We start from the raw sequence: 12,990 nt of genomic DNA, 5'->3' as shown, positions 1-12,990 counted from the left end.
TCAATAGTCCAGCCCGAGTTCCTGTGCGTTGTCAGCCATTTTATCCAACGCAGCATCCTGCTTTTCGCGCATTTGGCGCGCGTACTTCACGAGGTCATCAAATGCGATTCGCCTATGGGTTCCGACCATACGGTGGTTAATCCGGCCGGCCTCGATTTCCTTGATAACGAAGGGGCGCGATACGTTGAGGAAATGTGCAGCTTCCACCGTCGTGAATTCGCGGTTTGCAGGCATAAGGGTGACTTTCCGGCCTTCGCTCATTGCACCAAGTAGTTGCCCGATTAGTTTTAGGGAGGCAGGAGGGACGGCGATTGATGGGTGTTCACCCGTGTCCGTTGTCAGGATGATTTGTGCCGCGCGCGAGTGATCCAAGGCTTCCATGATGCAGCGCTGTGCCACGCGAGCCATTTCCAGATCCTTCTCCGTCATCGGCGGAGGCGTCATCTCTCGAATCCGATCTACGGTGCGCATACGTTTTCCTCTCTCAAATTATCAAAACCGGATGGCGCTACGCTTACAACCGCGCACGCGGTTGTAAGCGTAGCGCCTATCTGCATTAACCGCAACAAGTGCAATAACTGAATGATAGCGCTGGATTTGCGAGTGAACTGGTCGGAGTGATATGGGGGAACGTTGATCGCACGGATCTGGTGCCGAGCGGGCCGCGGAAATGAAAAAGGCCGGTCAGCTTGCGCTGACCGGCCTTTTGAATTCCTGGTGGGGCGTGAGTGACTCGAACACTCGACCTACGGATTAAGAGTCCGCTGCTCTACCAACTGAGCTAACGCCCCCAACAGAAGAAAGATTATGCACGGGTTTTAGGGGCATGGCAAGCCCTTTGTGCAAATTTCTCAAAAATATTTCGTCACGCCAACGGCGGCTGTCGCCGCGGTAACGAGCGGTCGCAGTTTGCGCGCTCCCGGTATGATGACGCCACACGCGTTGCGCGGCGGTCGCGCAACGTTTTCTGGACATTCGAAGATGGACGAAAACGCAGTCCGCGAATTGCTGGATCGCCTGCTGGCCCCGTGGGTCCGCTCGCTCGGTCTGGTCCCCGTATCGATCGGCGACGACAGCGTCACGCTGCGCCTGCCGTTTTCCGGCGAATTCCGCCATTCGGGCGGCGTGATCTGCGGCCAGGTGTTCACGGCGGCCGCCGACACCGCGATGGTGGTCGCGATCTCGGCCGCGCTCGGCGAGTTCCGGCCGATGACGACCGTGTCGCTGAACACGAACTTCATGCGCCCCGTGCGCAAGGGCGACGTGCTCGTCACCGCGCGCGTGCTGCGGATGGGCCGCAACCTCGTGTTCGGCGAAGTCGAACTGTTCGACGAGGACGGCAAGATGGCCGTCCACGCGACGTCGACCTACGCACTCGTCAGCTGAGCAGCGCGATGTTCGACCAGATCGTCTTTGCGGGTGGCGGCAATCGCTGCTGGTGGCAGGCCGGCTTCTGGGACGTCGCGCAGCCGGCCCTCGGCCTGCGCCCGCGCGTGATCACCGGCATCTCGGCCGGCGCGGCGACCGCGTGCATGCTGTATACGCGTGACGCCGCGTGGGTGATGCGCTATTACGAAGAGGCGCTGCGCCACAACCGGAAGAACGCGTACTGGGGCAACCTGTTCGGGCGCGAGCCCGTGTTTCCGCATTACCGCATCTACCGTCAGGCATTGCTCGACATCTACGGCGAGCCGTTCGCGAAGCTCGCCGCGGCGCCGGAAATCCGCATCGGCGTGTCGCACGTGCCGCGCTGGCTCGGCGCGCGCAGCGCGGTCGCGGCCGGCCTCGTCGCGTACAACATCGAGAAGTACGTGCGCAAGACGCTGCACCCGACGCTCGGGCGCACGCTCGGCTTTCGGCCCGAGTTCGTGCGCGCGCAGGCCTGCACGCAAGTCGACGAACTCGCCGACCTGATCCTGCAGTCGTCCTGCACGCCGCCGTTCACGCCGGTGCTGCGCCGCGGCGGCCGGCCGGTGCTCGACGGCGGGATGGTCGACAACGTGCCGGTCGACGCGCTCGACCCGTCGCCGGGCGACGTGCTGGTGCTGGTCACGCGGCTGTATCCGCGTCCGCAGATGTTCACGGTCGCGCACGGCGACCAGCGGCGGCTGTACGTGCAGCCGTCGAGCAAGGTGCCGATTTCGAGCTGGGATTACACGAGCCCGTCGCAGATGCGGCATGCGTACGACCTCGGGCGGCGCGACGGCGAGCACTTCCTCACGCGCGTCGATGCGATGACAGGCGGCCGCGTGGCCGCCTGAAGGCGGGGAACGGAGCAGCGGGGCCGCGGGGCCGCGCGTGATGTGCGCAGCCCGCGCGATCAGCGCTTGCGGATCGGCGTCAGCGCTTCCGGATTGGCGACGCTCGACATGTCGCCGTCGTCGAACGCGAGGATGTTCCGGAACGCCGCGCTGAAATAGAGCTCGTAGCTTTCGCGTTCGACATAGCCGATGTGCGGCGTGCAGATCACGTTCTCCATCCGCAGCAGGCTGTAGCCCTGCAGGATCGGCTCGCTCTCGAACACGTCGATCGCGACCATCCCCGGCCGGTTGTGCGACAGCGCGTTGACGAGCGCGTTTTCCTCGAGCAGCTCCGCGCGGCTCGTGTTGACGAGCAGCGACGTCGGCTTCATCCGCATCAGGTCTTCCTGCTTGACGATCCCGCGCGTGTCGTCGTGCATGCGCAGGTGCAGCGACAGCACGTCGCTCTGCTCGAACAGCGCCTCGCGGCTCTCGGCGGCCATGTAGCCGTCGGCGCGCGCGGCTTCGAGCGAATGCTCGCGGCCCCAGATCAGCACGTTCATCCCGAACGCCTTGCCATAGCCGGCGACGAGCCGGCCGATCTTGCCGTAGCCCCAGATGCCGAGCGTCTGGCCGCGCAGCACCTGGCCGAGACCGAAGTTCGGCGGCAGCGCCGACGTCTTCAGGCCCGACTGCTGCCATGCGCCCTGCTTCAGGTTCGCGACGTACTGCGGAATGCGGCGCTGGGCGGCCATCACGAGCGCCCAGGTCAGTTCGGCGGGCGCGACCGGCGAACCGGTGCCTTCGAGCACCGCGATGCCGCGGTCGGTACACGCTTCGAGATCGATGTGGCTCGAGACGCGGCCGGTCTGGCTGATCATGCGCAGGTTCGGCAGTTTGGCGAGCAGTTGCGACGAAATCGGGGTCCGTTCACGAATCAGCACGAGCGCCTCGACTTCCGCCAGACGGCTTGCGAGTTGTCCCAGGCCGCGCACCGTATTGTTGAAGACCTTCACGTCGTGGCCGGCAAGCATCTCGAAGCAGTTCAGCTTGCGGACGGCGTCCTGGTAGTCGTCGAGGATGGCAATTTTCATGGTGAACGGGTGTCGCGCGTTGAAAGCGGCAGTGGCGGTGGTGCACGTCGCGCACCCGTCCCGCCCGGCCGGGGCCGACATGATGCTACGTCGGCCGCCTTGGTGGTGTCTTTTTAACAGGTTGTTACGCTCCGCCGCAATTGGCGGCAGCCTTACCCGGCGCCGCTCGTGTGCGGTGCGCAAGGGTGCGCTGTTGTGTCGCATCAAATACGTCCTTCCTGATTCGGCCGCTTACTCGACGAGGTTCACCCAATTGTTGCTCCAATCAGAATAATTGGATCAACTATCCGCAGAGGGCGAGGATTTTTGACTATTTTTATCGTCAACCAGCGCCTTGTTGAGCAACTCTGCATCATTTCCGCTGTCGTAGGAGAATTACGCATTTGCTTCATCTTTTTGAAGTTGTAACAGCGGCAGGAGTCGTTTATGGATCATTTGCAGTCGATGCGCGTGTTCGTCAAGGTTGCAGATCTCGGCAGTTTCGCGCGGGCCGCGAGCGCAATGGATATTTCCAACGCGGTCGCGACGCGTCACGTCGCCGATCTCGAAGGCCGGCTCGGCACGCGTTTGCTCAATCGCACCACGCGCAGCCTTTCCCTGACGGAGTCGGGTCAGGTCTATCTGGAGCGTGCTCGCCAGATCCTCGATGAGCTCGAGGACGTCGAGCAGATGGTCGTCGCGCGCAATCACGAGCCGGTCGGCACGCTGCGCATCGTCGCGCCGGTCGTGTTCGGCCTGCATAACCTCGCGCCCGTGCTGCAGACGTACACGGAGAATTTCCCGAAAGTGGTGCCGGATCTCACGCTGGTCGACCGGCAGGTCGATCTCGTCGAGGAGGGCTTCGACGTCGGCATCGTCGTCACGCGCCAGATGCGCAGCGCGAGCATCGTCACGCGGCGGCTGACCACGGGCTGCATGACCGTGTGCGCGACGCCGAGCTATCTGGAGAAGCACGGCGTGCCGACCCATCCGGAGCAGCTCGTCGCGCACCCGAGCCTGAGCCTGCCGGCCGAATACTGGGGCGACGAGCGCGTGTTCACGGGGCCGGACGGCGAAGTGCGCGTGCGCCCGACCAACGTGATCGTCGCGAACAACACCGCGATGCTTCGCCAGTTCGCGCTGCTCGGGATGGGCGTCGCGATCCTGCCGAGCTACCTGATCGGCAGCGACATCGCACGCGGCGCGCTCGTGCGGTTGCTGCCGGATTTCCGGCTGCCGCAGGTCGAAATCAACATCGCTTACCCGAGCCGGCGCCATTTGCCCGCGAAGGTGCGCACGTTCATCGACCACCTCGTCGAGTATTTCAGTCACGCGACCGATGCGACGATCGGCGAGCAGTGGGCCGCGCAGGGTGCGACGCTCGCACCGATCGGCGTCGAGACGCGTGCGGAGCAGCCCGAATCGGCCGACCCGAACCTGTCGCCGCGCCTGCCGCGTTCGACACGCACGCGTGTTGCGGTGCCGTCGCCGCTGTAACGGCGCGACGGCCGGGCGGCGGTTGCCGCCGGCACAAAGAAAAAACGCGGATCGAGCGATCGATCCGCGTTTTTTTATGGCTGCCTGCCGGAGCCCGATGCGCCGAGGGGAAGCCTCGGCGGCCTGGCCGTTACGAGCCCGTCTTGCGCGCCGTCGTCTTGCGGGCGGCGGTCTTGGTCGCTGCGGTCTTGGCGGCGGTCTTGCGGGCCGGTGCCGGTTTCTCTTCGGCGCCTTCCGTCACGGTTTCGGCATCCTTCGTCGCCGATTTCGCCGTCTTCTTCGCGGCAGCGGCCTTCGGTTCCTTTTTCTCGAACTCGAAACCGATCTTGCCGTCCGGCTGCTTCACGAGGAACGCCTTGAAGTTGCGGCCCGTGCGCGACGACTTGAAGTTCGGCAGCAGATCCGTACGGCCGTCGGCAAGCAGCTTGCCCATCTGCTCGCGCGTGATTTCCTGCTGCAGGATCACCTTGCCCGAGCGGAAGTCGCAGGTCTTCGGGTTCGCGACCGAGTGCTCGCACACGTAGCTCATCCCGTGCTCGAACACGCGGCCCTTGCACTTCGGGCACGCGCCGACCGGCTCCTGCGCGGAGAAGTCGGGCGCTTCGCCTTCCTCGCCGCCCTGGTCCTGGCCGAAATCGAACTCGAGCTTGAAGTTCTTCGTCTCGTCGTCGAAGGACAGCTTGAGGATCGCCGAGAACGGGCGGCCCATCTTGCTGCGGAACCCGGACAGCGGACCGATTTCCTTCTTCTGCAGCAGCTCCTCGACTTCCGGGATCTCGAACTGCCGGCTGCCCGGGATCTTCGAGATCGAGAACTCGCATTTCGTGCACGCGAAGCGGCGGTAGTTTTCCTTCACCTGGCCGCCGCAGTTCGGGCACGGCGTCTCGAGCGTCGCGTAATCGCCGGGGATCGTGTCGGAATCGTATTCCTTCGCGCGCTTGACGATCTGCTGCGTCATGCGGGCGATTTCCTGCATGAACGCGTCGCGCCCGAGGTTGCCGCGTTCCATCTGCGACAGCTTGTATTCCCACTCGCCGGTGAGCTCCGGCGCGGTCAGTTCCTTCACGCCGAGCCCGCGCAAGAGCGTCATCAGCTGGAACGCCTTCGCGGTCGGGATCAGCTCGCGACCTTCGCGCAGCAGGTATTTCTCGCCGAGCAGGCCTTCGATGATCGCTGCGCGCGTCGCCGGCGTGCCGAGACCCTTCGCGGCCATCGCCTCGCGCAACTCGTCGTCCTCGACGAGCTTGCCCGCGCCTTCCATCGCCGACAGCAGCGTCGCTTCCGAGTAGCGTGCGGGCGGCTTGGTCACGAGCGCGACGGCGGCGATTTCGTCCGTCTTCACCTTCTCGTTCTTCTGCACCGGCACGAGGTTCGCGTCCGCGCCTTCGGCGTCGCGGCCGTACACCTGCAGCCAGCCCGGCTCGACGAGCACCTTGCCTTCGGTCTTGAAGTGATGGCCGGCGACTTCGGTGATCCGCGTCGTGACGCGGAATTCGGCCGCCGGGAAGAACACGGCGAGGAAGCGCTTCACGACCAGGTCGTACAGCTTCTGCTCCGGCTCGGACAGCGACTTCGGCGCCTGCAGCGTCGGGATGATTGCAAAGTGGTCGCTGATCTTCGAGTTGTCGAAGATCCGCTTGTTCGGCTTCACCCAGCCCTTGTCGAGCACCTGCTTCGCATGCGGCAGGTAGTTGTTGCTCTCCTTGAGCATCTCGAGCGTGGACTGGACCGTCGAAATGTAGTCTTCCGGCAGCGCGCGCGCATCGGTACGCGGGTAGGTCAGCACCTTGTGCTTTTCATAAAGCGCCTGCGCAAGACCGAGCGTGTTCTTCGCGGAGAAGCCGAAGCGGCCGTTCGCCTCGCGCTGCAGGCTCGTCAGGTCGAACAGCAGCGGCGACAGTTGCGTCGACGGTTTCGATTCCTCGGAGACCGTGCCGACCTTGTCGCGACATGCGGCGACGATCGTTTCGGCGGCCGGCAGGCTCCACAGGCGGGAGTCGCGCTTTTCCGGATCGAATTCGTCGCGCTTGAATTTCGGGTCGTACCACTTGCCTTCGTAGAAACCGCCGGCGCACGCGAATGCGGCCTTCACTTCCCAATAGTCGCGCGGGATGAAGCGGCGGATTTTCTCTTCGCGTTCGACGACGATCGACAACGTTGGCGTCTGAACACGGCCGACTGTCGTCAGGAAGAAGCCGCCGCCCTTGCTGTTGAACGCGGTCATCGCACGGGTGCCGTTGATCCCGACGAGCCAGTCGGCTTCCGAGCGGCAGCGTGCGGCGTCGGCGAGCGGTTGCATGTCCGTGTCGCTGCGCAGGTTCGCGAAACCGTCGCGGATCGCCTGCGGCGTCATCGACTGCAGCCACAGGCGCTGGACCGGCTGCTTCGCCTTGGCGTGCTGTGCGATCAGGCGGAAAATCAGTTCGCCCTCGCGCCCCGCGTCACATGCGTTGATCAGGCGCTCGACGTCCTTGCGCTTCATCAGCTTGGTGAGCACCTTGAGGCGCGACTCGCTTTTTGCGATCGGGTTCAGGTCGAAATGCGGGGGGATGACGGGCAGATGCGCGAAGCTCCATTTCCCGCGCTTGACCTCGTACTCTTCCGGGGCGGCGATTTCCAGCAAGTGGCCGACAGCGGACGAAAGGACGAATTCGTCGCTTTCATAGTATTCGTCATGCTTGGTAAAGCCGCCCAAAGCGCGCGCGATGTCGTTCGCGACAGAAGGCTTTTCCGCAATGATCAGTGCTTTGGACATGACAGGTGTGTGTTGGTAGACCGGGTTCGCCGGTTGTGAGTCCCTTTAACGACCGCTTTATAGCACACGCGGAAGCGACGGCGGCTCGGCGTGTAAAAAGCGGCCCATCATAGAGGGGGGCCGCAGCGGCGGCAAGCGCCCGGCGCGGTGCGGCGCGCAAACGCGCGAAAAACCGCCGGGTGGCACGCGAATTCAGGCTTCGACGTTCAGGACGTTGCGCAATTTCGGTGCGTGCGGCGCACCGGGTACCGCGCTCAGGTCGGACAGCATTCGTTCGACGATCGTCGCGTGCGGCAGCACCGTGCCGAAGAAGCGGGCGGTGTTGGCATCCTCGATCAGGATCGTCGGGAAGTTCTCGACGTCGAGATCGTCGAGGCGGTCGGCATGCGTTTCGATGTCGATCCAGGCGAAGCAGGCGTCGGGATGCGCGTCGGCGAGCTGGTCGAAGGCCGTCCGGTAGTCGCGGCACGTGCCGCACCACTCGGCGCACAGGCAGGCGACGAGCAACGTGCCGGGATCGGCGAGCCGCTCGGCGATCCGATCCGCATCGGTGTCGAGATTCAGCGCGGGCATGGATTTCCTTGGGTATCGTCGGCGGCGCGGCCGCCCCTATTCGGGGAAATGTAGCACGCCGCGCGCGGGCGGGGTGGGCGCGGCGTCAAGCCGCGCGAAGCGTCCGCCGGGGAGGCTCGCGACGCGACCGGCCAGTTCGAGCGCGAGCAGCGTGCGATGCAGCACGTCGTCGGACAGGGCGCTATGTTCGGCGAGCCATTCGTATGTGACGGGGCCGTATCCCAATGCGGCGAGCACGGCCTGTTCGGACGGCGTGCAGGACGGTGGAGGCGGTGCCGCATCGACTCGTGCGGGCGCAGTGGCCGGAACGGCGGAATCAGTTTGCGTACTGCTGTCGACGGCGCGCTGGACGACGGCTTCGGTTCCGCCGATGCCCATGGCGTTCGCGCCCGAATTTCCGGGGCATTCTGCGCGAGCCGTCGGTTCGCCCGGCCCGTATTCCTCGAGAATATCGAGCGGCGCCGCCGTGAGCTTCGCGCCGTCGCGGATCAGCGCGTGGCAGCCCTGCGCGAGCGGCGCGTGGATCGAGCCCGGCATCGCGAACACATCGCGCCCCAGTTCGTTCGCGAGCCGCGCGGTGATCAGCGAGCCGGAACGCGGCGCGGCCTCGACCACGAGCACACCGATCGCGAGCGCCGCGATCAACCGGTTGCGCTGCGGGAAATGCGCGGCGCGGGCCGGCGTGCCGAGCGGCCATTCCGACAGGATCGCGCCGTGCGCGGCGATCTCGTGGGCGAGCGCGCGGTGCCGCGCCGGATAGACGAGATCGGCGCCCGTCGCGATCACCGCGACTGTGCCCGACCGGCCGTCGAGCCCGCCGCGATGCGCGGCGCCGTCGATCCCGAGCGCGAGGCCCGAGACGATCGGGAGCCCTGCGTCGGACAACTCGCGTGCGAAGCGCGTCGCGTCGGCGAGCCCCTGCGGCGTCGCGTGGCGGCTGCCGACCACGGCGAGGCTGCGGGCGTGCAGCAGGTCGAGCCGGCCCTTTACATATAGCAGCGGCGGCGGGTCGTGCAGGTCGCGCAGCCGCGGCGGGTAGGCCGGATCGTTGAGCGTGACGAGCGTGTTGGCCGGCGCATCGAGCCACGCGAGCATGGCGTCGGTGCGTGCGTCGAGATCGTCGCGTTCGCTTGCGCGCACGGCCTGCGCGGCAGCGGGGCTGCTCACGGCGGCGATGGCCTGGTCGGACGCGCTCAGCAGCGCCACCGGCGAGCCGAACGTGTCGAGCAGCGCCTGCAGTACGGCGGGCGCGAGGCCGGGCGCATGCGCGAGCTGCAGCCACGCGCGCAACGCGGAGGCGGTCAGCGCTTGCGGAGACATGAGGCTGCCCTCGAACGCGGCGGCCAGCGAAGCGCGTGGCGCCATGATAAAATTTTCATCATCCGAAATACTCGACAGGGCCGCGCGCGCAGGCGCCCGGCCATTTGCAGGAGGCGCGATCCGAGGCATTGATACGCCGCGCATCCGCCTTATCTTCATTGCATCGCGGCGGCGGCGCCAGCCGGCCGGATGGCCGATGCCGCACCCTGCTCTACCGAATACCGAACGCCATGGCTTTGCTCAATATTCTTCATTACCCCGACAAGCGGCTGCACAAGGTCGCCAAGCCCGTCGACAAGGTCGACGACCGGATCCGCAAGCTCGTCGCCGACATGGCCGAGACCATGTACGCGGCGCCCGGGATCGGCCTTGCGGCCACGCAGGTCGACGTGCACGAGCGCGTGATCGTGATCGACGTTTCCGAGGAAAAGAACGAGCTGCGCGCGTTCATCAACCCCGAGATCGTGTGGTCGAGCGACGTGAAGCAGATCTATGAAGAGGGCTGCCTGTCGGTGCCCGGCATCTACGACGAAGTCGAGCGCCCCGACCACGTGCGCGTGCGTGCGCTCAACGAGCAGGGCGAGACCTTCGAGCTCGACTGCGAGGGCCTGCTCGCCGTGTGCGTCCAGCACGAGATGGATCATCTGATGGGGCGCGTGTTCGTCGAATACCTGTCGCCGCTCAAGCAGACGCGCATCAAGACGAAGATGAAGAAACTCGAACGCGCGATGTGACGCGCGTTCGCCCTGCCCGATCCCGAACGCTTTCATGACCCATACGTTGCGCGTGATTTTTGCCGGCACGCCGGAATTCGCCGCGGCTGCGCTTGCCGCGATCCACGAGGCCGGTTTCCCGGTGCCGCTCGTGCTCACCCAGCCCGATCGCCCGGCTGGGCGCGGGATGAAACTGCAGGCGAGCGCGGTGAAGCGCTACGCCGTCGAGAACGGCATGCCCGTCGCGCAGCCGCCGTCGCTGCGTCGCGCGGGCAAGTACCCCGCGGAGGCGGCCGACGCGATCGAGCTGCTGCGCGCGACGCCGCACGACGTGATGGTGGTCGCCGCGTACGGCCTGCTGTTGCCGCAGGAGGTGCTCGACATTCCGCGTGACGGCTGCATCAATATCCATGCGTCGCTGTTGCCGCGCTGGCGCGGCGCCGCGCCGATCCACCGCGCGATCGAGGCCGGCGACGCCGAGACGGGCGTCACGCTGATGCAGATGGACGTCGGCCTCGACACCGGCGCGATGATCGAGGAGGCGCGCATCGCGATCGCGCCCGACGACACGACCGCGACGCTGCACGACCGGCTGGCCGCCGACGGCGCGCGGCTGATCGTCGACGCGCTCGTGCGGCTCGAGCGCGACGGCACGCTGCCGGCGACGCCGCAGCCGGCCGACGGCGTAACCTACGCGGAAAAGATCGGCAAGCACGAAGCGGCGCTCGACTGGCGCAAGCCTGCCGACGTGCTCGCACGCCAGGTGCGTGCGTTCGATCCGTTCCCCGGCGGCGTCGCGACGCTCGACGGCGCGGCGATCAAGCTGTGGGCGGCCGAGCCCGTGGCGGCAAGCGGCGACGCAGCACCCGGCACGATCGTCGAAGCAGCGCCGGAAGGCGTGGTCGTCGCATGCGGCAGCGGCGCGCTGCGCGTCACGCAGTTGCAGAAGCCGGGCGGCAAGCGGTTGCCCGCGCGCGAATTCCTGGCCGGCTCGCCGCTCGCCGCGGGCCAGCGTTTTGCGCTGACCGACGTTGCGTAACGTGACCTGTCCGCCATTCGACACGGCCCGCCGGCGCTGCGCAATCGGCCGGACGGCCGAGTCGCGCAGCGCGGCAGGCGCGCGTAGAATTTCCCTGCGCACTCCGGTTTCGAGGTTTTCATGTTCGGCATCACCCATTTCGGCTTCTTCGTGCTGGCAGTTTTCCTGCTGAACGTCACGCCCGGCCCCGACACGGCCTACATCGTCGGCCGCAGCGTCGCGCAGGGCCGCGGCGCGGGGCTGATGTCGGCGCTCGGCATTTCGGCCGGCTGCTGCGTTCACGCGCTCGCGTGCGCGTTCGGCCTCACTGCGCTGCTCGCGGCGTCGGCTGCCGCGTTCACGGTGATCAAGCTGGTCGGCGCTGCGTACCTGATCTATCTCGGCGTGCGGATGATCATCACGAAGCAGGTGGCCGCGCCGTCGGGCACCGCGGCCGCACAGGCCGCGAAGCCGCTGCGGCAACTGTTCATGCAGGGCTTCTGGACCAACGTGCTGAACCCGAAGGTCGTGCTGTTCTTCGTGTCGTTTTTCCCGCAGTTCGTGTCGGCCGACAGCCCGCACAAGGCATTGGCGTTCCTGACCCTCGGCGCGGTGTTCGTCGCGATGAGCACGGTCTGGACCAGCGTGGTCGCATGGGTCGCGGGCAGTGTCACGCAGCGCTTTTCCGGCAAGCCGGGTGTCAGGAAGTGGCTCGATCGCACGGTCGGCAGTGCTTTCGTCGGCCTCGGCCTGCGTCTTGCAACTTCGCAACGCTGAGATTGAATTTTTCCGGCAAGACCTTATCTAACAAATCGCTTACAATTTTCCGCCGCGCCCTGTGATGCGCGGCGGGTTCCCTGACGGATAAGGAGTGGGTATGTTCAATTGGGTCAAAACGGCGATGCTGATGGCCGCGATCACGGCCCTGTTCATCGTGATCGGCGGGATGATCGGCGGCTCGCGCGGTATGACGATCGCGTTACTGTTCGCGCTCGGCATGAATTTCTTCTCGTACTGGTTCTCCGACAAGATGGTGCTGCGCATGTACAACGCGCAGGAAGTCGACGAGAACACGGCGCCCCAGTTCTATCGGATGGTGCGCGAGCTGGCCACGCGCGCGAACCTGCCGATGCCGCGCGTCTACCTGATCAACGAGGATGCACCGAACGCGTTCGCGACGGGCCGCAACCCCGAGCACGCGGCGGTCGCGGCGACGACGGGCATCCTGCGCGTGCTGTCGGAGCGCGAGATGCGCGGCGTGATGGCGCACGAGCTCGCGCACGTGAAGCACCGCGACATCCTGATCTCGACGATCACCGCGACGATGGCGGGTGCGATTTCGGCGCTGGCGAACTTCGCGATGTTCTTCGGCGGGCGCGACGAGAACGGCCGGCCGGCCAATCCGATCGCGGGTATTGCGGTCGCGCTGCTCGCGCCGATCGCCGGCGCGCTGATCCAGATGGCGATTTCGCGGGCACGCGAGTTCGAGGCCGACCGTGGCGGCGCGCAGATATCCGGCGATCCGCAGTCGCTCGCGACCGCGCTCGACAAGATCCATCGCTTTGCGGCCGGCATCCCGTTCCAGGCTGCCGAAGCGCATCCGGCCACTGCGCAGATGATGATCATGAACCCGCTCCACGGCGGCGGCCTGCAGAATCTGTTTTCGACGCACCCGGCCACCGAGGAACGCATCGCGCGCCTGATGGAGATGGCGCGTACCGGCCGCTTCGATTAAGTCCTGGCGCACCGCGCGGCCGTTGCCGCGTGGCGTGCGCCCCGCCACCCCGCACGCTTCGCGCTG

The 12,990-nt window shown here is 66.0% G+C and carries 12 protein-coding genes and 1 tRNA gene; 7 read left to right on the top strand and 6 right to left on the bottom strand.

From position 1 onward, the window contains the following. Together LXM88_RS22030 and LXM88_RS22025 are read right to left on the bottom strand one after the other, a co-directional pair. Complete coding sequence (locus LXM88_RS22030; protein WP_262538997.1) at positions 1–471, bottom strand: helix-turn-helix domain-containing protein; 471 nt, start codon at positions 469–471, stop codon at positions 1–3. Between the two features lie 244 nt (positions 472–715). Next, positions 716–791, bottom strand: a tRNA-Lys gene (locus tag LXM88_RS22025). A 190-nt stretch (positions 792–981) separates the two neighbouring features. Between LXM88_RS22025 and LXM88_RS22020 the strand changes: the two genes are divergently transcribed. Both LXM88_RS22020 and LXM88_RS22015 read left to right on the top strand, forming a co-directional pair. Further along, positions 982–1,386 carry a PaaI family thioesterase gene (locus tag LXM88_RS22020; protein WP_027785770.1) on the top strand — a complete coding sequence of 135 codons (405 nt, stop codon included), beginning with the start codon at positions 982–984 and terminating at the stop codon, positions 1,384–1,386. 8 nt (positions 1,387–1,394) lie between these two features. Beyond that, entirely contained in the window at positions 1,395–2,261 is an 867-nt protein-coding gene (locus LXM88_RS22015) for a patatin-like phospholipase family protein (RefSeq protein ID WP_047899338.1), read from the top strand. Between the two features lie 59 nt (positions 2,262–2,320). Here the strand turns inward: LXM88_RS22015 and LXM88_RS22010 are convergent, their stop codons facing one another. Next, positions 2,321–3,334 (bottom strand): D-2-hydroxyacid dehydrogenase family protein, encoded by a 1,014-nt coding sequence (locus LXM88_RS22010; RefSeq protein WP_262538994.1) that lies wholly within the window; start codon positions 3,332–3,334, stop codon positions 2,321–2,323. Positions 3,335–3,760: 426 nt separating this feature from the next. Here LXM88_RS22010 and LXM88_RS22005 point away from each other — a divergent pair, with 426 nt between their 5' ends. Further along, positions 3,761–4,810, top strand: coding sequence for a LysR family transcriptional regulator (locus LXM88_RS22005; protein ID WP_047899337.1), 1,050 nt, complete (start codon positions 3,761–3,763; stop codon positions 4,808–4,810). Between the two features lie 130 nt (positions 4,811–4,940). On the opposite strand, the gene LXM88_RS22000 is transcribed toward LXM88_RS22005, so the two are convergent. The 3 genes from LXM88_RS22000 to dprA all read right to left on the bottom strand — a co-directional run bounded on the left by LXM88_RS22000 (position 4,941) and on the right by dprA (position 9,503). Further along, positions 4,941–7,565 (bottom strand): DNA topoisomerase III, encoded by a 2,625-nt coding sequence (locus LXM88_RS22000; RefSeq protein ID WP_262538990.1) that lies wholly within the window; start codon positions 7,563–7,565, stop codon positions 4,941–4,943. A gap of 192 nt (positions 7,566–7,757) precedes the next feature. Continuing rightward, positions 7,758–8,138: a thioredoxin family protein gene (locus tag LXM88_RS21995; RefSeq protein ID WP_262538988.1), complete on the bottom strand. Its 381-nt coding sequence runs from the start codon at positions 8,136–8,138 to the stop codon at positions 7,758–7,760. 36 nt (positions 8,139–8,174) lie between these two features. Further along, positions 8,175–9,503 carry a DNA-processing protein DprA gene (gene dprA, locus LXM88_RS21990; protein ID WP_262538986.1) on the bottom strand — a complete coding sequence of 443 codons (1,329 nt, stop codon included), beginning with the start codon at positions 9,501–9,503 and terminating at the stop codon, positions 8,175–8,177. A gap of 185 nt (positions 9,504–9,688) precedes the next feature. On the opposite strand from dprA, the gene def reads away from it, so the two are divergent. The 4 genes from def (at position 9,689) to htpX (ending at position 12,924) form a co-directional block, all read left to right on the top strand. Next, complete coding sequence (gene def / locus LXM88_RS21985) at positions 9,689–10,192, top strand: peptide deformylase (RefSeq protein ID WP_059534915.1); 504 nt, start codon at positions 9,689–9,691, stop codon at positions 10,190–10,192. 34 nt (positions 10,193–10,226) lie between these two features. Further along, entirely contained in the window at positions 10,227–11,210 is a 984-nt protein-coding gene (gene fmt, locus LXM88_RS21980) for a methionyl-tRNA formyltransferase (RefSeq protein ID WP_262538982.1), read from the top strand. A gap of 120 nt (positions 11,211–11,330) precedes the next feature. Further along, positions 11,331–11,966, top strand: a complete 636-nt coding sequence (locus tag LXM88_RS21975; protein WP_262538980.1) for a LysE family translocator — start codon at positions 11,331–11,333, stop codon at positions 11,964–11,966. A gap of 100 nt (positions 11,967–12,066) precedes the next feature. After that, positions 12,067–12,924, top strand: a complete 858-nt coding sequence (gene htpX / locus LXM88_RS21970; RefSeq protein ID WP_124614217.1) for a zinc metalloprotease HtpX — start codon at positions 12,067–12,069, stop codon at positions 12,922–12,924. Positions 12,925–12,990 lie beyond the last annotated feature (66 nt).

The sequence above is a fragment of the Burkholderia sp. S-53 genome (genome assembly GCF_025560745.1).
GTDB lineage: Bacteria > Pseudomonadota > Gammaproteobacteria > Burkholderiales > Burkholderiaceae > Burkholderia > Burkholderia pyrrocinia.
Note: the sequence above shows the minus strand (reverse complement) of the source record. Positions and strands in the feature narration are given on the sequence as shown.

Coding starts and splice junctions, on each gene's coding strand:
- fmt (WP_262538982.1), top strand. CDS start 10,227: ATGACCCATACGTTGCGCGTGATTTTTGCCGGCACGCCGGAATTCGCC.
- LXM88_RS22030 (WP_262538997.1), bottom strand. CDS start 471: ATGCGCACCGTAGATCGGATTCGAGAGATGACGCCTCCGCCGATGACG.
- LXM88_RS22010 (WP_262538994.1), bottom strand. CDS start 3,334: ATGAAAATTGCCATCCTCGACGACTACCAGGACGCCGTCCGCAAGCTG.
- dprA (WP_262538986.1), bottom strand. CDS start 9,503: ATGGCGCCACGCGCTTCGCTGGCCGCCGCGTTCGAGGGCAGCCTCATG.
- LXM88_RS22015 (WP_047899338.1), top strand. CDS start 1,395: ATGTTCGACCAGATCGTCTTTGCGGGTGGCGGCAATCGCTGCTGGTGG.
- LXM88_RS21975 (WP_262538980.1), top strand. CDS start 11,331: ATGTTCGGCATCACCCATTTCGGCTTCTTCGTGCTGGCAGTTTTCCTG.
- def (WP_059534915.1), top strand. CDS start 9,689: ATGGCTTTGCTCAATATTCTTCATTACCCCGACAAGCGGCTGCACAAG.
- LXM88_RS22000 (WP_262538990.1), bottom strand. CDS start 7,565: ATGTCCAAAGCACTGATCATTGCGGAAAAGCCTTCTGTCGCGAACGAC.
- htpX (WP_124614217.1), top strand. CDS start 12,067: ATGTTCAATTGGGTCAAAACGGCGATGCTGATGGCCGCGATCACGGCC.
- LXM88_RS22020 (WP_027785770.1), top strand. CDS start 982: ATGGACGAAAACGCAGTCCGCGAATTGCTGGATCGCCTGCTGGCCCCG.
- LXM88_RS22005 (WP_047899337.1), top strand. CDS start 3,761: ATGGATCATTTGCAGTCGATGCGCGTGTTCGTCAAGGTTGCAGATCTC.
- LXM88_RS21995 (WP_262538988.1), bottom strand. CDS start 8,138: ATGCCCGCGCTGAATCTCGACACCGATGCGGATCGGATCGCCGAGCGG.